Annotated in this window: 20 protein-coding genes; 8 read left to right on the top strand and 12 right to left on the bottom strand. The window is 67.6% G+C overall.

Features of this window, described 5'->3' with window-relative positions; all coding sequences use genetic code 11:
• Positions 1–48: 48 nt before the first annotated feature.
• The 5 genes from sigE to A5780_RS02685 all read left to right on the top strand — a co-directional run bounded on the left by sigE (position 49) and on the right by A5780_RS02685 (position 4,355).
• Positions 49–891, top strand: a complete 843-nt coding sequence (gene sigE, locus A5780_RS02705; protein ID WP_063012350.1) for an RNA polymerase sigma factor SigE — start codon at positions 49–51, stop codon at positions 889–891.
• A gap of 65 nt (positions 892–956) precedes the next feature.
• Entirely contained in the window at positions 957–1,346 is a 390-nt protein-coding gene (locus A5780_RS02700; RefSeq protein ID WP_030514893.1) for a hypothetical protein, read from the top strand.
• Positions 1,331–2,905: a S1C family serine protease gene (locus A5780_RS02695; RefSeq protein ID WP_064902050.1), complete on the top strand. Its 1,575-nt coding sequence runs from the start codon at positions 1,331–1,333 to the stop codon at positions 2,903–2,905. The genes A5780_RS02700 and A5780_RS02695 overlap by 16 nt, the downstream gene beginning before the upstream one ends.
• A gap of 9 nt (positions 2,906–2,914) precedes the next feature.
• On the top strand, positions 2,915–3,379 hold the full coding sequence (gene tatB, locus A5780_RS02690; protein ID WP_063012354.1) for a Sec-independent protein translocase protein TatB: 465 nt from the start codon (positions 2,915–2,917) through the stop codon (positions 3,377–3,379).
• A 139-nt stretch (positions 3,380–3,518) separates the two neighbouring features.
• Positions 3,519–4,355, top strand: a complete 837-nt coding sequence (locus tag A5780_RS02685) for a hypothetical protein (protein WP_030514890.1) — start codon at positions 3,519–3,521, stop codon at positions 4,353–4,355.
• 48 nt (positions 4,356–4,403) lie between these two features.
• On the opposite strand, the gene A5780_RS02680 is transcribed toward A5780_RS02685, so the two are convergent.
• Genes A5780_RS02680 through dapE form a run of 6 tightly spaced genes read right to left on the bottom strand, consistent with a single transcriptional unit; the run spans position 4,404 to position 10,541 of the window.
• A complete protein-coding gene (locus A5780_RS02680) occupies positions 4,404–5,327 on the bottom strand; it encodes a glucosyl-3-phosphoglycerate synthase (protein WP_082940569.1) in 924 nt (307 codons plus the stop codon).
• Entirely contained in the window at positions 5,324–6,202 is an 879-nt protein-coding gene (folP, locus tag A5780_RS38825; RefSeq protein WP_082856867.1) for a dihydropteroate synthase, read from the bottom strand. The genes A5780_RS02680 and folP overlap by 4 nt, the downstream gene beginning before the upstream one ends.
• A 45-nt stretch (positions 6,203–6,247) precedes the next feature.
• The gene (locus A5780_RS02670; RefSeq protein ID WP_082856868.1) at positions 6,248–8,017 is read right to left on the bottom strand and encodes a long-chain-acyl-CoA synthetase; all 1,770 of its coding nucleotides are present in this window, start codon (positions 8,015–8,017) and stop codon (positions 6,248–6,250) included.
• A gap of 41 nt (positions 8,018–8,058) precedes the next feature.
• Positions 8,059–8,622 (bottom strand): TIGR00730 family Rossman fold protein, encoded by a 564-nt coding sequence (locus tag A5780_RS02665; RefSeq protein WP_104364295.1) that lies wholly within the window; start codon positions 8,620–8,622, stop codon positions 8,059–8,061.
• Entirely contained in the window at positions 8,619–9,422 is an 804-nt protein-coding gene (locus A5780_RS02660) for a TIGR00730 family Rossman fold protein (RefSeq protein ID WP_063012360.1), read from the bottom strand. The genes A5780_RS02665 and A5780_RS02660 overlap by 4 nt, the downstream gene beginning before the upstream one ends.
• Before the next feature lie 18 nt (positions 9,423–9,440).
• On the bottom strand, positions 9,441–10,541 hold the full coding sequence (gene dapE, locus A5780_RS02655) for a succinyl-diaminopimelate desuccinylase (protein ID WP_063012362.1): 1,101 nt from the start codon (positions 10,539–10,541) through the stop codon (positions 9,441–9,443).
• 109 nt (positions 10,542–10,650) lie between these two features.
• Between dapE and dapD the strand changes: the two genes are divergently transcribed.
• Positions 10,651–11,604, top strand: coding sequence for a 2,3,4,5-tetrahydropyridine-2,6-dicarboxylate N-succinyltransferase (gene dapD, locus A5780_RS02650; RefSeq protein ID WP_030514883.1), 954 nt, complete (start codon positions 10,651–10,653; stop codon positions 11,602–11,604).
• 75 nt (positions 11,605–11,679) lie between these two features.
• Here dapD and A5780_RS02645 read toward each other — a convergent pair whose 3' ends face one another.
• Both A5780_RS02645 and A5780_RS02640 read right to left on the bottom strand, forming a co-directional pair.
• Complete coding sequence (locus A5780_RS02645) at positions 11,680–12,051, bottom strand: PPOX class F420-dependent oxidoreductase (protein ID WP_030514882.1); 372 nt, start codon at positions 12,049–12,051, stop codon at positions 11,680–11,682.
• A 68-nt stretch (positions 12,052–12,119) separates the two neighbouring features.
• Positions 12,120–13,544, bottom strand: coding sequence for an acyl-CoA synthetase (locus A5780_RS02640; protein ID WP_064907617.1), 1,425 nt, complete (start codon positions 13,542–13,544; stop codon positions 12,120–12,122).
• A 164-nt stretch (positions 13,545–13,708) separates the two neighbouring features.
• Here A5780_RS02640 and A5780_RS02635 point away from each other — a divergent pair, with 164 nt between their 5' ends.
• Positions 13,709–14,557, top strand: a complete 849-nt coding sequence (locus A5780_RS02635; protein ID WP_064907616.1) for an oxygenase MpaB family protein — start codon at positions 13,709–13,711, stop codon at positions 14,555–14,557.
• A gap of 143 nt (positions 14,558–14,700) precedes the next feature.
• On the opposite strand, the gene A5780_RS02630 is transcribed toward A5780_RS02635, so the two are convergent.
• From A5780_RS02630 to A5780_RS02620, 3 genes are all read right to left on the bottom strand, one after another.
• Positions 14,701–14,919 carry a DUF397 domain-containing protein gene (locus tag A5780_RS02630; protein ID WP_064907615.1) on the bottom strand — a complete coding sequence of 73 codons (219 nt, stop codon included), beginning with the start codon at positions 14,917–14,919 and terminating at the stop codon, positions 14,701–14,703.
• On the bottom strand, positions 14,916–15,800 hold the full coding sequence (locus A5780_RS02625; RefSeq protein WP_064907630.1) for a helix-turn-helix transcriptional regulator: 885 nt from the start codon (positions 15,798–15,800) through the stop codon (positions 14,916–14,918). The genes A5780_RS02630 and A5780_RS02625 overlap by 4 nt, the downstream gene beginning before the upstream one ends.
• Positions 15,801–16,179: 379 nt before the next feature.
• The gene (locus A5780_RS02620; RefSeq protein WP_063012370.1) at positions 16,180–16,824 is read right to left on the bottom strand and encodes a TetR/AcrR family transcriptional regulator; all 645 of its coding nucleotides are present in this window, start codon (positions 16,822–16,824) and stop codon (positions 16,180–16,182) included.
• A gap of 166 nt (positions 16,825–16,990) precedes the next feature.
• Here A5780_RS02620 and A5780_RS02615 point away from each other — a divergent pair, with 166 nt between their 5' ends.
• Positions 16,991–17,857, top strand: a complete 867-nt coding sequence (locus tag A5780_RS02615; protein WP_064907614.1) for an oxygenase MpaB family protein — start codon at positions 16,991–16,993, stop codon at positions 17,855–17,857.
• 1 nt (position 17,858) lies between these two features.
• On the opposite strand, the gene A5780_RS02610 is transcribed toward A5780_RS02615, so the two are convergent.
• Complete coding sequence (locus A5780_RS02610) at positions 17,859–18,809, bottom strand: proline dehydrogenase family protein (protein ID WP_064907613.1); 951 nt, start codon at positions 18,807–18,809, stop codon at positions 17,859–17,861.
• Positions 18,810–18,839: the final 30 nt, after the last annotated feature.

Below are 18,839 nucleotides of genomic sequence, written 5' to 3'. Positions count from 1 at the left end.
GGACTCGGGTCCGGGGTTGTACCCGGTACGCGACGACCACCAGTCGTCGTGCGCCTTCCACGGTCCCGAGTAGGAGGTCACCCCATCCACAAGGTCGATGCGGCGCGCGAGTACGCCACCCTGCCCGAGTCGAGTCTGCCGATCGGCGTCTCGGCCGATTACGAGCTGCCCGCTGCCGCTCGTAGCGATGTCCGTACCGAAGTCGAAGTTCGTCCGGAAGCCGAAGTCGGTCCCGAAGCCCGGGCCGTCGTCGCGAACGGCGCCGACTTCGACGATACCGAATCCGTCGCGGGCGAGGCCGCGGACGACGACGCGCTCAGCGGTACCGCCGCCTTCGACGCCACCGGCGACCGCACCATGATGCCGACCTGGGACGAACTGGTCCGCGAGCACGCCGACCGGGTGTACCGCCTGGCCTACCGCCTGACCGGTGACCCGCAGGATGCCGAGGATCTGACCCAGGAGACGTTCATCCGGGTCTTCCGCTCGCTGCAGAACTACCAGCCCGGCACGTTCGAGGGCTGGCTGCACCGGATCACCACGAATCTGTTCCTCGACATGGTCCGCCGGCGCAACCGCATCCGGATGGAGGCGCTGCCCGAGGACTACGACCGGGTGCCGTCCGAAGGTCCCGGGCCCGAGCAGGTCTATCACGATGCCCGGCTGGATCCGGACCTGCAGCGGGCGCTCGACGCGCTGGCGCCGGAATTCCGCGCGGCCGTCGTGCTGTGCGATATCGAAGGTCTGTCCTACGAGGAGATCGGCGCTACCCTCGGTGTGAAGTTGGGTACCGTGCGCAGCCGGATCCACCGCGGCCGTCAGGCACTGCGGGAATACCTTGCGCATAATGGTTCTCAGCAGCGGTTCGCCGCTGAGGAGAAAGTCGGGTAAACAGCGGTGCAGCGCCGCGGCCGTGCCCGGCGAAGCTGTAGTCCGTCGGAAGGGTGTGCATCCGTATGACCGGCGAGGGTCGTTTCGCCCCCACCGAACACCTGGCCAATGAGGCCGTCGTCGCATATGTCGACGGCGAGCTGAGAATGAACGCCTATCTGCGCGCGGCCGAACATCTGTCCCGCTGCCCCGAATGCGCCGCCGAGGTCGAGGCGCAGCAGCAGGCCCGGGTGGCATTGCGCCGGGCGGCACAAATGCAGATTTCCGCGCCGACCGACCTGCAGGACACGCTGAGCAGAATTCCGCTGGCCGACCTGACCGGACGTAGCACCGAAGATATGTCGCGCGGCGCGAGTTTCCTCGGCCTGCGGGCGGATTCGTTCCGTTTCGCTTCCTCCTCGAATCGAGAAATGGGATTCGAGAGCAGGCGGTGGACGGGATGGTGGCGCAAGTAGAGTTTGCGAACGTGACCACCGAATCGACGCCGTCCGCTTCATCGGATTCGGCGGCCAGGGGGAACCTGAGGCCGTCGGACGCGCCCGTGCTGGGGCCGCGCCCGGTGTACCGCCCGGATATCGATAAGCACACCGCCCGCGCTTTCCGCCGCCCCGAGGGGCAGGCCGGATCCTTCGCATCGCACACCCAGGCCGCGTCCGCGCCGCGCCACGACAGTCCCGAATTGGTCAATCGCCCGCCGGACGCGGTGCTGGCCGAGGCCTTCGGCCGGCCCGCGGGTTCGGACGAGCGCCTGCAGCGCGATCCGGACGCCGCAACCGACACGCCCGATAGCGGCGCACCGGTCGATCCCTGGCGCGATCCCGCCGCCGCGGCCCGTCTCGGTGATCCCGCCATCCACACCCCCGCCCCGCAGCCGCTGCCGCCGGGTACCAAACTCGGCGCTCGCGAGGTGCTGTTCGGCGGCAGGGTAGCGCCCAAGGCATTGGCCGTCCTGGGTGTGGTCGCCCTGATCATCGGCGTGCTCGGCGGCCTGGTGGGCCGGTTCACGGCCGAGAACACCGGGGCGCTGACCTCGCGCAAGATCGCGCTGCAGCAGGAGAGCAACACCGACAAACCGCACAGTCAGGTCGCCAAGGTGGCCGACGCGGTACTGCCCTCGGTCGTCTCGATCCGCGAGACCGTCGGCGACAACGGCGCCCTCGGTTCGGGCGTGGTCATCGACGGCAACGGCTATATCGTCACCAACAATCACGTCATCTCGATGGCGGCACAGGACAAAAGCGGGCGGGCCAAGATCCAGGCCACCTTCTCCGACGGCACCAGGGCACCGGCCCGGCTGGTCGGCCGCGACCCGAAGACCGACCTCGCGGTCCTGAAGGTCGACGTCAAGAACCTCACCGTGGCCCGGCTCGGGAAGTCGAGCGATGTGCAGGTCGGTGACGACGTGCTGGCCATCGGCTCGCCGCTGGGCCTGAGCAAGACCGTCACCTCCGGCATCGTCAGCGCGTTGCATCGCGCGATCCAGGAGAGCCCGGAGGCCGGCGACGACACCGCCGGCGCCTTCGACGCCGTGCAGACCGATGCCGCGATCAACCACGGCAACTCCGGCGGCGCCCTGGTCGACGGCGAGGGCCGGCTGATCGGGATCAACACCGCCATCCGCAGCGAGAGCGGCGGATCGGTCGGCCTCGGCTTCGCGATTCCGGTGGATCTGGTGCAGCGGGTGTCGCAGACGCTGATCCGCGACGGTGTGATGTACCACCCGTGGCTCGGCGTGAGCGCGAAGACCAAGCAGGTCGAGAACGACGTCATGAGCGGCGCCGCGGTGGCCGATGTGGTCGGCAACAGCCCGGCCGCCAAGGCGGGTATCGCCGAGGGCGACGTGATCGTCAAGGTGGGTGATCGGCAGGTCACCGAACCGGCCGAACTCACCGTCGCCGTCCAGTCCCACCAGATCGGCGAGACGGTGAATTTCCAACTGATCCGCGACGGCCGTCAGGTCGATGTGCCGGTGACGCTGGAATCCGATAAGAACGCCCCGCAAGCACCCCAGTAGCCTGGTCTTATGTTCAATATCGGCTGGCCCGAGATGGTGATCCTGGTGGTCGCCGCGCTGGTGATTCTCGGCCCGGAACGGCTGCCGGGGGCGATTCGCTGGACCGCGCAGAGTCTGCGTCAGGTCCGCGACTACGCCTCCGGCGCCACCAGCCAGCTGCGCAACGATCTGGGACCCGAGCTCGACGAACTGCGCAAACCACTCGAAGAGCTCAACGAGCTGCGCAAACCACTCGAAGGTCTGCGCGGTATGACGCCGCGGTCGATGGTCACCAAGCACCTCTTCGACGGTGACGATTCGCTGTTCACCGGCACCTTCGGGGCCGCGAATCCGGGTAACGGCTCGTCCGGCGATTCCGGCACCTCACAGACCGGCTCGCCGAATTCTGTGACCGCACCCAGCTATTCGGTGCCCGAGCCGCCGAAACCGCTCGACCGCAACGAAAAACCGCCGATCGATTTCGACGCCACCTGACCGAAAAGCACTGATAGCACCCATTACGGACCGTCCGGTCCGGCCCAAATGCCCGGTGCGCTCGATGGATTCGGCCCCCGCGGCGGATTCGTCAACCGGACTAGACACATCCGGCTGTCGAGCTATCTAGACTTCGCACATGTCAGCCGACGAGGTGGCACGGGTGTTCGCGATCGAAGACAAGGTCGAACGCCTCAAGGCTGCCACCGAAGGGGTCGCGGCGGCCCAGCAGACCATCAACGAGCTCACCCGCATCCGCCGAGCGGTGATCAGGGAGTTGCACGCCGAGGGCTGGACCTTCGCCAGGATCGGTGCGGCAGCAGGACTTTCACGCGCCCGGATTCACCAGGTCAGCACCCAGGGCCCGGTGCCGGAGGGCCTGTTCTTCGGGCACGGACCACTCACCGTGCTCACCCCGGACCTGCGCGCAGTCACACGGGCCACGCCGCTGATCGGCGCGCCGGATGCCGCCGCCCCGCACCGGCTGGCAGAACTGTTGCGACAGCTGGGATTCACCGTCACGGTCGAACGATTCCTCCCCGGACGTCCCCTGAATCTCGACCGCGAGGGCCTGATCGTGCTCGGCGGGCCCGAATTGTCGCCCAGTCTGCGCTATCTGGTGTCGGCCGATCCGCGGCTGCGCCGGACCCTGGCTCGGGCCGGGCGGGTCCGCCGCGCGATCGAGGACCGGGCCGCCCGCCGGATCTACCGGCCGGGCGGCACCGAACCCTACGACATCGCCTATCTGGCGCGCCTGCCCCGCCCCGACGGCCACGGAACCATTCTCGTCATCGACGGACTACATCCGCCCGGATCGCTGGGCGCGATACGGCTTCTCGGAACACGGCTGGCGACTCTGCACGAACGCGCCGACACCCGCGCCTTCTCGACGGTGGTCGGCGTCCGCTACGACCGCCACACCGGCGAACCGATCGAAGTGGATCTGTTGACCCCGATCTACCGTCACGAACGCTGAGTTCTCGGCCTCCGCTTCGCTCCGGCGGGGTTTCGGCCCGTAGCGGATTCAGGCGGCAACCTCTTCGGGGCGCAGGGTGTTCATCGGCGGCCGATCCGCGAGATGCACATCGGTGGTCAACGCCGTGAATTCCTCACCGACCAGCGGGAATTGCGTCAATGCCGCACCCGAATCTCGAATTCCGCTGCGTCCCAGCACGGTTCCGAGAATCTGCCGGCTCATGACACCCAGATCCGACAGCGGACGATTGCGATGCGTGCGCACGCCCAGATTCACCTGGCCGATCGCCGAGAGGCCCAGCATGTCGAAAGTGTCCAGCAGCAGACCGATCTCCACACCGTATCCCGGGGCGAACGGCACCGCGGTCAACAGCTCGCGCGTTCCCGCGTACTCACCGCCCAAGGGCTGCAACACCTTCGACAGATCCGGACGCAACGCCGCCAGCAGCGGCCGCGCCACCAGTTCGGTCACCCGGCCACCACCGTGCTGCTCCACCGCCGCGCCCTGGCGCAGCGGCCGCCGGTAGTAGGCCTTCACCAGATGCATACCGTCCACGGTCAGCAGCGGACCCAGCAGTTTCGGCACGAACATCGGATCGGGATCGATCAGATCCGAATCGACGAACGCCACCAGGTCGCCGGAGGTCGCGGCCAGCGAGCGCCACAGCACCTCGCCCTTGCCGGGCACCGGCTCCAGTTCGGGCACGGCCTGCTCGCGGGTCACCACCTGCGCCCCGGCCGCCCGCGCCCGCTCGGCCGTCGCGTCCACGGACCCGGAATCCAGCACCACCAATTCGTCGACCAGCGTGCCGAGCAGCGGCCGGATACTGGCCACCACATCGGCGACCGTGCGTTCCTCGTTCAATGCGGGCAGCACCACCGACACGGTGCGCCCGTCCTTCGCGTCGACCAATTCGTCGATCGCCCACTGTGGTCGGTCCCACGTATTCGTGGCAGTCCAATCGAACGTCATACCAGACCTCGCAAGGTTCGTGCGGGGGGCCGGATGCCCTGAATCGCCGCGATCATGTCCACTACTCGCCGGGTTGCGGCGACCTCGTGAACTCGGAAGACCCGGGCGCCGGCCGCGGCCGCCCACGCGGTTGCCGCCAATGTCCCCTCCAATCGCTCGGAAAGTCCGACACCAAGAGTCTCTCCGATGAAATCCTTATTACTCAGCGCCATCAAGACCGGCCATCCGGTATTTACAAGAATGTCCACGGCCCGCAACAGTTCGAGCCCGTGATACGTGTTTTTCCCGAAATCGTGGGTCGGATCGATGAGAATCGCATCCGCCGCGACCCCTGCCGCGCGCGCCGCCTCGGCGGCCCGCACCAATGTGTCGGTGACCTCGGACACCACGTCGGCGTACCGGACCCGATGCGGGCGGGTGCGCGGCCGAGCGCCGCCGGTGTGGCTGCACACGATCCCCACGCCCAGTTCGGCGGCCACGCCCGCGAGCTGCGGATCCGCCCCGGCCCAGGTGTCGTTGATCAGATCCGCCCCCTCGGCCACCGCCGCCCGCGCCACCTCACTGCGCCAGGTGTCCACACTGATCAACAGGTCCGGATAGCGGGCACGGATGGCCGCCACGAACGGCACCACGCGCCGCGCCTCCGCCACGGCGTCGACCTCGTCGCCCGGCCCGGCCTTCACCCCGCCGATGTCGACCAGATCCGCCCCCTCGGACACGGCGCGCGCCACCGCGGCCATCGCGGCGTCGTCGGAGAAGGTGGCGCCCCGGTCGTAGAAGGAATCGGGGGTTCGGTTGACGATCGCCATCACCAGCGCCCGATCCGTCGCCACCGGCTTACCGCACAGGGTGGACAGCGGTGACGCAGAACTCATGGAGGTGAGTCTAATTGCCGGGCCGTCGGCGCCCTCGGACACGACCTAGCCTCGGGGTGCGGTACCGGCCGCCACCTCGTCGGGATAGCTCGGGTAGAACGGCACATATCCCTGGTCACGGCCCTTCAGCGCATAGACCTCGGTCGAATCGTCCGGGGTGAATCCCTGCTTGCGCAGGTCCACCTTGCGGCTCTTGAAGGTCGACGTGGTCTCCAGTTCGGGCACCACGCGGACGAACAGCGGCACCGCATATCCGGGCAGGCGGTCGTAGAGCTGAGCGGCCAGGCCGGAGCCGTCGAAGGCGGCGCCGGCGGCGAGGGTCACCGCGGCCATCCCCGCCTTGCCGTCGGCTCCGGGCACGTCCACGCCGTACACCACCGCCTCGGTGATACCGGGCGCGCCGTCGAAGGCGCCCTCGACTTCGGTGGTCGCGACGTTCTCGCCCTTCCAGCGGAAGGTGTCGCCGAGGCGGTCGACGAAGGCGATGTGGCGCCAATGCTGGTCGCGCACAAGATCTCCGGTGTCGAACCAGCAGTCGCCCTCGTCGAATGCGTTGCGCACCAACTTCGATTCGGTCGCCGACTTGTCTGTGTAGCCGTCGAACGGGGAACGGTCGGTGACCTTCGCCAGCAGCAGGCCCACACCGCCGGAGGCAACCTTGCGCAGTCGCCCGTCGGGGTATCGCCGCGCCTTGCCGGTCTCCTCGTCGAATTCCACCACGGCGTAGGGCAGCGGCCCGAATCCGGCGGTGCGGTCCACGCCGAAGGCGTTGATGAAGGCGATATTTCCCTCACTCGCGCCGTAGAACTCCACCACCCGGCCGATGCGGAAGCGCCGCCGGAATTCGTCCCACAACTCCGCGCGCAGGCCGTTGCCGACGGCCAGCCGCACCGAATGTTCGTGTTCGCGAGACGATTCCGGCTGGTTGAGCAGATAGCGGCAGAGCTCGCCGATGTAGATGAAGGCCGTCGACCTGGTCGCGATGACCTCGCTCCAGAAGTTCGACACCGAGAATTTGCGTCCCAGCGCCAACGTCGCGCGCGAGCCGAGCACCGCGCCGAGCGCGACGGTCAGCGCGTTGTTGTGATACAGCGGCAGGCAGCAGTACATGGTGTCGCCACCACGCAGGCGGATGCCCAGACCGCCCAGCCCGGCCATACTCTTCGTCCAGCGCAGATGGGTCATCACGCTGGCCTTCGGCAAGCCCGTCGTGCCGGAGGTGAAGATCAGGAACGCACGCTCCCGGGCACGAATATCGGCGCACACCTCCGGGTCCGCCGGATCGGCGTCGCGGGCCAGTTCCCGCAGTTCCTCGGAATACAGCAGATTCGGCGGCGGCTCGGGCAGCGAGCGCACCGCGTCCTCGCATTCCTCGCCGATCACGTTGACCGCGCTGTCGAGCAGACCGAAGCTGTGGGCGAGCACCTGTTCGCGCTGATTGTGATTGAGCAGTCCGACGGTCGCGCCCAGCTTCGCCGTCGCCAGTACCACGAACAGCGTGTCGGGGCGGTTGGTCATCAGCACGCCCACCACATCGCCGCGGCGCACACCGCGCTGCGCCAGCACCTGCGCGAAGCAGTTCACCTCGGTATTGGCCTCGCCGTAGGTGTATTCGCGACCCTCGAAGCGCAGGAACGGCCGATTGGGATACCGCCGTGCCGCCTTCTGGAAGTACAGCCCGACCGAGGATTTGTCGTCGGCGCGCACGAGCATGCCGGTGGCGCCGCGCAGCATGCCCGGCGTTTCCACCGCCATCGCGGGCAGCCTGCGCACCAGATCCCAGAGACTGATCGTGTTGCGGGCCTCGGTGCTCACATTCTCCTCCAACGGGTTCCGGTCGAGCGGTGTCGAATCGCTCAGGCAGTGCCGATGCGCGGCGCGGTCAGGGCTCGGAATGCGGATGCCACATCCGCGGTCACGGTAATCCGATCCAGTGCGGGCCGTCCGATGAATCCGGCCGCGCTCAGTTCGTCCAGCCACGCGAACAGCCCGCGGTAGTGGCCGTTCGGATCCAGCACCACCAGCGGCTTGCCGTGCAGTCCCAGATATCCGCCGGTCCACGCCTCGAAGAATTCCTCCAGCGTGCCGATTCCACCCGGCAGGGTCAGGAAGGCGTCGGCGCGATCCTCCATGATCTGTTTGCGTTCGCGCATGGTGTCGGTGACGATCAGCTCGTCGCTGTCCACATCGGCGACTTCCTGATGCACCAGACGTTTCGGGATCACGCCCGTGGTGCGAGCGCCCCCGGCGCGCGCGGCCACCGCCACCGCACCCATCATCGACACATGCCCGCCGCCGGAGACCAATTGCCAACCGCGCCGGGCGATTTCACTGCCCACCTCGGCGGCCAGCCGCAACGCGTCCGGATCCGTGGCGCTGGCCGAACAGTAGACACACACCGCGAACGGCTGCCCGTTCACCACTTGTCCTCCGTCCCCGTGGACTCCTCGCCGCGGCGCGCGGCGGCCTGCAGCACGATGTCGATCAGCTCCTCCACACTGTCGGTCACGTGCAGCAGTCCCAGATCACCGGGCGAGATCTTGCCCGAGCCGGCCGGCGAATCCCGCAGCCAGTCGACCAGCCCCGCCCAGTACCGACTGCCGAAGAGGATGACCGGGAAGCGGGTGATCTTGTTGGTCTGCACCAGTGTGAGCGCCTCGAACAGCTCGTCCAGGGTGCCGAAGCCGCCGGGCAGGCAGATGAACGCCTGGGAATACTTGACGAACATCGTCTTGCGGGCGAAGAAGTAGCGGAAGTTGATACCGAGGTCGACCCATTCGTTGAGGCCCTGTTCCATCGGCAGTTCGATGCCGAGGCCCACGGAGTATCCGCCCGCCTCGCAGGCGCCGCGATTGGCCGCCTCCATCACGCCGGGGCCGCCGCCGGTGATCACCGCGAAACCGGCCTCGGCCAGCGCGGCGCCGATGGCCCGCGCCGCCTCGTATTCGGGGGTATCCACCTGCGTCCGCGCCGAACCGAAAACCGATACGGCCCTGGGTATTTCGGCGAGGGCGCCGAAACCCTCCACGAATTCGCTCTGGATCCGGAGCACCCGCCAGGGGTCGGTGTGCACCCAGTCGGTGGGTCCGCGGCCGTCGAGCAGATGCTGATCAGTGGTTCCGGTGCCCTGTTTGCGGGCCCGGCGCAACATGATCGGGCCCCTGAACTTCGGAGTGGACTTCGGTGATCTGGTCGGTGCGGGCTCGGACGCGGTGGACATGGGACCGAACCTACCGGTTCAGCCCTTGTGACCGGTCAGGTAGTTGCGCAGGATCTCGGTGACGACGGTGATCTGGCGGGTGGGTACGCGCTCGTCCACCTTGTGCGCCAGGTTGGGGTCGCCGGGCCCGAAATTGACCGCCGGAATGCCGCGAGCGGCGAATCGCGACACATCGGTCCAGCCGTATTTCGCGCGCACCCCGCCACCGCCGTGGGAATGGACGCGTTCCACCAGGTTCTTCGCGGCCGGCGCCGACAGACCCGGCAACGCGCCGGGCGCACCGTCGGTCCGCTCGAAGCTCACATCCAGTCCGTCGAACACCTCGCGCACATGCTCGGTCGCCTCGTCGAGGGTGCGATCGGGCGCGAACCGGAAGTTCACCAGCACCTCGGCCTCGTCGGGCACCACATTGCCGGCCACACCGCCCTCCACCTTCACCGCGGACAACCCCTCGCGGTACACGCAACCGTCGATGTCCACCTCGCGCGGCACGTAGTCGCGCAGCCGCTGCAGGACGGGCGCCAGCTTGTGAATGGCGTTGTCGCCCAGCCACGCTCGCGCGGTATGGGCGCGGGTGCCGCCGAGGCCGAGGCGGACGCGCAGGGTGCCCTGGCAGCCGGCCTCGATCCACGCGCCCGACGGTTCGCCGAGGATGGCCAGATCGCCGTCCAGCCATTCCGGCAGCTCGCGTTCGATGCGGCCGAGACCGTTGTATTCGGCGGCGATCTCCTCGCAGTCGTAGAAGATCAGGGTCAGATCGCAGACCGGGTCGGCGACGGTCGCGGCCAGGTGCAGGAAGACCGCGTCACCGGATTTCATGTCGACGCTGCCGCAGCCGAACAGCACTTCCTCACCGTCGATCGTCTCGAACCGGCCCGGCACGTTGTCGGCGATCGGCACGGTATCCAGGTGACCGGCCATGATCACCCGGTGCGGCAGCCCGCGATTCGTGCGAGCCAGCACGGTGTTGCCGTGCCGCAGCACCTCGAAGCCCTCGGTCTGCTCACGCAGGGCCCAGGCGACGGTGTCGGTGATCGCCGCCTCGTCGCGGGAGACGCTCGGGATGTCGACGAGGGTCGCGGTGATCGAGATCGGGTCGGCGCGCAGATCGATGGTCACCGGGCCAGCCTAATTGTTCGCACGTCTCACGACCGGGCCGAGCGGCTCCGGCTCTGGCGGCACAGGGAGCCCGCCACCTCGCGATCCGCACCCAGTAGGCTGAGGGGCCGTGAGCACACAGGGAGCATCCGCAGTCGGCCTAGCGACGGTGACCGTGAACGGGACGGTCCTCGACACCTGGTACCCGTATCCGGAACTGGGCACGTTCGAGACGTCCGAGACCACGCGGCTGAGCCCGAGCGACCCGGAGTACGCGCGCTTCGCCGATCTGGTCGGCCCCGACGAGGCCCGCCGGGTCGAGGTCGTCGCGGTGCGCACCACGATCGCGGACCTGTCCGCGCCGCCGATCGACACCCACGACGAATATCTGCGCCTGCATCTGCTCTCGCACCGGCTGGTCCGCCCGCACGGGCTCAGCCTGGAGGGGCAGTTCGGCCTGCTGGCCAATGTGGTGTGGACCAATTACGGCCCGTGCGCGGTCGAGGACTTCGAGCTGGTGCGCGGAAAGTTGCGCGCCCGCGGTCCGGTCACCGTCTACGGCGTCGATAAATTCCCCCGCATGGTCGACTACGTGCTGCCCGCCGGCGTCCGCATCGCCGACGCGGACCGGGTGCGGCTGGGCGCGCATCTGGCCGAGGGCACCACGGTCATGCACGAGGGTTTCGTGAACTTCAACGCCGGCACCCTCGGCGCCTCCATGGTCGAGGGCCGCATCTCCGCCGGTGTGGTGGTCGGCGACGGTTCCGATGTGGGCGGCGGCGCCTCCATCATGGGCACCCTGTCCGGTGGTGGTAAGCAGGTCATCTCGATCGGCGAGCGCTGCCTGCTCGGCGCGAACGCGGGCCTGGGTATTTCGCTGGGCGACGATTGCGTCGTCGAGGCCGGCCTCTACGTCACCGCGGGCACCAAGGTCGCGCTGCCGGACGGCCGCACGATCAAGGCGGCCGAACTGTCCGGCCAGTCGAATCTGCTGTTCCGCCGCAACTCGCTGACCGGCAGCGTCGAGGTGGTCGCGCGCAAGGGCACCGGCATCGAACTCAACGCCGCCCTGCACGCCAACTGATCTCACGCGAAACGCCCCTTCCCGCTCGGCGGAAGGGGCGTTTCGTGTCTCGTGCCGGGCCTAGTCGGTGCCGGCCTAGTCGATGCCGAAGCCGAGCACGCGCTGCGGGGTGATGCGGATCAGTTCCCGCGAGCCGCCGTCGAGGTAGGTGTCGACATCTCGCAAAGCCTGTGCCACGCCACGGATTTCGAGGCAGCGCACCTGCCACGGATTCACCGAGGCGATATCGTCGACGACGAACGCGACCCGCTCCTCCTTGGCGAGATTGCGGAACTTCTGCGAGGCGCCCATGTTGTGGCCCGCGATATCGATGGTGCCGAGGGCTTCGTTGTAGCGGAAACCCACCGGGTTGTTCTGCGGCGATCCGTCCGGGCGGATGGTGGCCAGCCGACCCAGGCGTTGGCCCGCCAGATACTCGATCTGGGCTGCAGACAGCGTTGCGATCATGCGCCGACCTTAGAACCTCGAGTGCGGTACAGGTCAACCCGCCACGTTCCCGGCACCGGATGGTCGGATCAGCGCAACTGCTTCTTCTGCACCTTGCCCATGGCATTGCGCGGCAACTCGGTCACCATCAGCACCTCGCGCGGCCGTTTGTGCGCCGACAGCTGCTGGGCGACGAAGTCGATCAGTTCCCGCTCCGACATCGGGGTGTCCGCGCGCGGCACGACGTAGGCCCGGATGCGCTGCCCCAGATCCGCGTCCTCGATCCCGACCACCGCGACCTCGGCCACATTCGGGTGACCGAGCAGGCAGGTTTCGACCTCCCCGGCCCCGACGCGATAGCCACCGGATTTGATCAGATCCACCGATTCGCGCCCGACGATGCGATGGAATCCCTCGGCGTCGATCGCGGCGACATCGCCGGTGACGAACCAGCCGTCCTCGGTCCAGCTGTCGGCGGTGGCCTCCGGCCGGTTGAGATAGCCGTCGAACAGCATGGGCCCGCGCACCTGCAGTCCGCCGATACTTTCGCCGTCGTGCGGAACCGGCGCGCCCGTCTCGTCGCGCAACCGGGTCTGCACACCCGCCACCGGCAGGCCGACCCAGCCCGGCCGGCGCTCGCCGTCGGCCCGAGTGGAGAGCGTGATCATGGTTTCGCTCATGCCGTAACGCTCCACCGGCGCCTGACCGGTGAGCTCACGCAGCCGTTCGAAGACCGGAATCGGCAGCGGCGCGCTGCCGGAGATCAACAACCGGGCATTCGCCAATTCCTTTGCGGCATCCGGGTCTTCGGCGATACGCGACCACACCGTCGGCACGCCGAAGTACAGGGTGCCGGCCGCGGCCGCATAGGCGGCAGGCGTGGGCTTTCCGGTGTGCACGAGGGGGCTGCCGACTCGCAGCGGCCCGAGCACGCCGAGGATCAGACCGTGCACGTGGAACAGCGGAAGGCCGTGCACGAGCGTGTCTTTCGAGGTCCACGACCACGCCTCGAACAGGGCGTCGAGCCCGGCGGCGATCGCACCGCGACTGAGCACGACCCCCTTGGGCGCACCCGTGGTCCCCGAGGTGTAGAGGATGAAAGCCGTTGTGTTCGCGGCCGGTTCGGGATGGCTGTGCCAGGAGCGGGCGTGTTTGCGCACCGGAATCACCGGCAGCGTGGGGTTGTCCGGCGCCGCACCGAGCCAGGCCCGCGCCCCGGAATCGGCGAGGATATGGTCCAGTTCGGCCGATCCGGCATCCGGCGGCACCGGCACGGCGGCGACCCCGGCGATCAGGCATCCGAGGATGCCCAGCACGGTGGTGGCGGTCGGGCGGGCGAGAATCGCGACGCGACCGGCGCCGGCGATGCGTTCGGCCACCGAGGTCGCGGCACCGACCAGATCGCTGCGCGACAGCGTCTCACCGTCGATGGTGACCGCATCGGGAATGTCGTATCCGGCGGCCACGGCGGCCGGATTCAGCGAGGGCAACAGCGGCAGCGAACCGTAGGACATCGCGCCAACCTATCAATCCGGCTCGACGATCCGGCACTGCCGGCACTCTCCCCGACCGAGCGGCCCATTGCGAATTCGTCTCGTCGTCCCACGGCCGTTGACAGCGCATTGAGGTGGTGAGACTGTCGAAGTACAGCCTTCTCACGCGGAGATGGGGGTCGACGATGACCACGTCCATTCGCACGTCGTCCGGGCAACCGGTCGCCGACTACGATGTCGCGGCACACCTGGACGGTTCGGCCGCCTTCTTCGGTGCCGCGGCCAACGTCATCATGCAGCTGTCGCTTCCGCCCGTCGGCTACGGCGTGGTGGAGAGCACCGTCGACAGCGGCAAGGTGATGGTGCATCCGGTCAAACGCACCCGCACGACGCTGACCTACCTCGCCGTCGCCATGCTGGGCAGCGACGACGAACGCGCCGCCTACCGCGCGGCGGTGAACTGGCAGCATCGTCAGGTCCGCTCCACCGCGCAGAGCCCGGTCAAGTACAACGCCTTCGATCCGACGTTGCAGCTGTGGGTGGCGGCCTGCCTGTACTGGGGTTCGCGCGACCTCTACGAACGCATGCACGGCCCGATGCCCGAGCAGGAGGCCGAGGCCTTCTACCGCCACGCCGCCCGGTTCGGGACCACCCTGCAGATGCCGCAGGCACTGTGGCCGGCCGACCGCACCGCCTTCGACGCCTACTGGAACCGGCAGATCGCCGAGGTCCGGATCGATCCGACGATCCGCGCGTACTTCGACGATCTGGTGGACCTGAAGATGTTCCCGCCGCCGATCCGCCTGGCGTTCGGGCGATTTCACCGCTGGGTGGTCGCCGGACTGCTGCCGCCGAATCTCCGCACGCAGATGGAGATGCCGTGGACCGAATCCGACGACCGCCGCCTGGCCCGGCTACTGCACGCGGTCGGCGCGGTGGAGGATCGAGTTCCCAAGTCGCTCAAAATGTTTCCGGTCAACGCGTATTTGTTCGACATGCGCCTTCGGCGGCGTTTGGGACTGCGGCTGGTATGAGGCAACACGAAGGAGGCACCGAGTTCCCTCCACGACGGCACGAGTCACCTCGTCGTCGAGAATCGTGGCCGGCCAGCCAACCTGTGGCCAAGCATTTCGAGATGTGGCCACGACTCTCGAGACCCTACAACGACCTGTGATCGCTACGCCTGGTCGAACTCGCCATCCTTCGCACCACCGATGAATGCCCGCCACTCGCCGGGAGTGAAGACGAGCGCCGGGCGAGTGTGATCTTTGCTGTCCCGCACCCCCACAAGGCCACCATCCAGGAATGCCACCTCCACGCACTCCTTTCCACCCGAAGTGCGACTGCTGGTGAACCACTGGGCATCGGACAGGTCGACGTCGTACTTTCCGCTCACGTTGCGAACTCCCTTGCTATCCGGCGAAGCAGGTCTCTGCTCGCCTGCTCATCCAGGGTGGCCCGCTGGATTCCCTGATGCGCCTCAGTGTAGTGGCGCACGTCGGCCGACTTCTCGAGATACAGGTCGCCCGTTGGATGTTCGAGATAGACGATCGGCGGCTCGATCAGATTGCCCTTGGCGTCCTTGCCGAACTCGAGAACGATGAACTGGCTGTATACCTGGCCGAGCGGAATGCCTGCGGAGAACGGCAGTATTCGCAACGAAACATTCGGCATCGTGCTGATGTCCGCCAAGCGCTTCGCCTGAGCCGCCATCACGCGTCGCCCGCCGACTGCCCGACGCATGGCCGCTTCCCCCAGCACCATCCGAAGTTCGGCCGGGCCGCGGCGCCGAGTGATGAGCGACTGCCGGCGCATTCGCATGTGCACCCGCTGCGCGATCTCTTCCGGTGTGGCGTCGGGAAAGACCTCTCGCGTCAGCACCGCTGCGTAATCCGGAGTCTGGAGCAAACCCATCACCGCGTCCGGTGAGTAGACCACCAACCGCTCCGCCGCCGCCTCCAACCCCATGTACACATCGAAGTCCTGCGGGATCACGTCGTCGTACTCGTGCCACCAGTTCTGCACATTCGCTTGCTGCGCAAGGCCTTCCAGGGCGGCGGTCATGGTTTCGTCCGCGCCGAGGACCGCGCAGATTTCGCGAATGTCCGCCGATCGGAGTTTGGTCGGGAAGCGGCCGCTCTCGTAGCGCTGCACCGTGCTCGCGCTGATCTCGGCCTTCTGCGCAACCTCGTGCAGCGTCATCCCGGTCTGTGATCGCAGGTCGCGAAGGTATCGGCCGAGTTGCCGCCTGGGTACCGTACTGCCGGGTTCTGACATGTCGACTATCTCCTTCTCGGGTTCGAGGAGCTTCGATCCGGACCGGAGTCGTCCCGGATTCTTGGGGACTGTGCTGGCGATACGCCGAAGTGCCCCCGGGAAATTCATCTCCGCCGGTCCGCACAGCTCGATCGTGATGTTCTGTGCGCGCTCACCCGGCAGCCCCCGAGGCGCGGGCCCGGCTCTATGAACCGGTACGCGGCGTGGCACCGCCGCGAAGATCTGGAGAGGTCACGAAGACAGCGATGGAACAGCAGACCAATGCGTCGAGCGAATGCTATAGCACCGAGATACTCGGCACCCGATACCCCAGTCTAACACTGGCACAACAGATTTCACCACGGCCCGACGATCCGGACCTTATGGGCTGATCCCGTAACTAGGGAATTCGGAAGCCGGGGACCACGTGGTCGCGGGCGAACTGCCGGCAGGCGGCCTCGTCGTCGACCGGGATCAGCGTCTGCGGAGTCAGCGCGAGCGAGAGCGCGTTGCGCGCGACGAGTTCGGCCAGCGGCAGCGGGTCATACTGTGGCAGTTTGCCTTCCGTCTGCAGGCGGGTGATGAACTCGGCGACGTAGTCGCGCCCCAGCTCGATCACCGGCGCGCCCTGCACGGTGAGGTAGGGCAGCACGACCTCTGGTTCGGTGGTCAGCAGCCGGTCCAGCAGTTTGTTGCCGCGCAACCCGTCCAGGAAGGCGACGAACAGTTCGACGATCTGATCCTCGGCGCTGGCGTCGCGATCGATCTGGCGCTGCACGGCGGCGTCGACCTGTTCCACGAACTGGCGTGCCTGCCACAGCCCGACGGCCTGAATCAGATCGGATTTGCCGGCGAAGCGCCGATACAGCGTCGCCAGCGACAGCCGGCCGCGCCGCGCGACCTCGACCATGCTGGTGCGTTTGATGCCGAAATCGAGGAAAGCCAGCAGTGCCGCGTCGAGTACCGTGGTCTGATTGCGGTCCTCCGGACCCGCGCCGCGAACCAGCGGCAGGAGCCGAGTCGACAGTCTGGTCGAGCCGGTCATGGTGGTTCCTCTCGTTCGCCCGGGTCGCGGACACGGTGACGCTCTCATCATCCCATATGGTCAGCGGCCTCGATTGACACGATGCCACACCGATGAGAAGGTTTATACGAAAGCTTCTCATATTCTCTCGCCGATCCGGCGGGGAGGAACAGGAGACGAGTCGACGATGACCGCCCCCCTGCGCGCGACCGAGCCGCTGCCCGAGATTCCGGGCGACGAGCTGACCCCGGAGACGGTACGCGAACACATCGACGGCGTGGCCGCCTTCCTGGGCGGTGCCGCGAACGTGATCATGCAGCTCAGCCATCCGCCGGTCGGCTACGGCGTGCTGGAGAGCACGGTCGACAGCGGCAAGGTGACGTTGCACCCGCTCAAGCGGCTGCGCACCACGCTGACCTATCTGGCCGTGGCCTGGCTGGGCAACGACGAGGACGTGCAGAGCTATCGGGAGGCGGTCAACACCTCGCACCGCCCGGTGCATTCGGGACCGAACAGCCCGGTCAAGTACAACGCCTTCGATCCGAAGTTGCAGTTGTGGGTGGCGGCCTGCCTGTACTGGGGCGTCGACGATCTGTACCGGCGCATGCGCGGACCGATGGATCCCGAACTCGCCGAGCGTTTCTACCGCTACAGCGTCCGGCTCGGCACCGGGCTGCAGATGCGTCCGGAGATGTGGCCGGCCGACCGGGACGCGTTCTACGCGTTCTGGGAGGAGAACCTCGCGACGAAGACCATCGACGAGCCGGTGCGCCGCTACTTCAACGATCTGATCGACCTGAAGATGCAGCCGCGCCTGATTCAGCTGCTGGCCGGGCGGTTCCATCGCTTCACCGTCACCGCCCTGCTGCCCCAGCATCTGCGCGACGAGATGGGGATGCGCTGGACCGCACGCGACGAACGCCGGTTCCGATTCGTCCTGCGCACGATCTCGGCGGTGTGGACGCGGATGCCCACGGTGATCCGGGTCTTCCCGTTCAACTTCTACCTCGCGGACATGCGGTTGCGCCGGCGCTTCGGGCGACCGCTGGTCTGATTCAGCGCTCGGCGAGGGCGCGGAGGAAGAAGCCGAGGTTGGCCGGACGTTCGGCCAACCTTCGCATCAGGTAGCCGTACCACTGGTTGCCGTAGGGGATGTAGACCCGCACCGCGTGCCCGTCCTCGGCGAGGCGCCGCTGTTCGAGCGAGCGGATGCCGTAGAGCATCTGGAATTCGAAATCGCCCGGGGCGCGCCCGTTCCGGCCGGCCATGTCGTGGGCGGCGCTGATCATGACCGGATCGTGGGTGGCGACCATCGGATACCCCGGACCGGCCATGAGCAGTTCCAGGCACCGCAGATACGACTCGTCCACATCGGCGGCGCGCTGGTAGGCGACGAACTCCGGCTCGCGATACGCGCCCTTGCACAACCGGATTCGCGCGCCCTCGGCCGCGGCGATGCGACAGCGATCCTCCGCGCGGCGCAGATAGGTCTGGGTGGCGACCGCCAGCCAGGGATAGTCGGCACGCATCATGTGCACGGTCGACTCGGTGGTTTCGGTGGTGGTGTGGTCCTCCGCGTCCACGGTGATCCACACCCCCGCCTGCTGCGCCCGCTCGCACAGGGTCCGCAGATTCGCGGTGGCGATCTCCGGGCCCGCCAGCCCCAGCGACTGTCCCAGCGCCGAGAGCTTCACCGAAACCTCTACCGGCGCAACGGTTTGCGCCGATTGCCAGCGGTTCCATCGGGCCAGATCATCGATCAACGCGAGGTATTCGGCGACGGCGTCATCGGCCATCGAGCGTTCGGTCGTGTACTCACCGAGAAAGTCGACGCTCACCATCCGGCCGCTGCCCAGCAGCTCGCCGACGACCGGGGCCAAGTCGGCGCGGTTCTCACCGGCCACGAACCGGTGCACGACCTCGGCGGTGACCGGAAACCCGGTGATCGCCCGCTTCATCCGCACCGATCCGGCGGCGGCGAGGATCGCGGGGCGCAGCGGGTTCATCGTCGCCTGCCGGGTGGGGCCACCGATAAG

It is taken from the genome of Nocardia sp. 852002-20019_SCH5090214, from assembly GCF_001665865.1.
Classification (GTDB): Bacteria; Actinomycetota; Actinomycetes; order Mycobacteriales; family Mycobacteriaceae; genus Nocardia; species Nocardia nova.
This window is presented reverse-complemented; position numbering and strand designations above follow the sequence as displayed.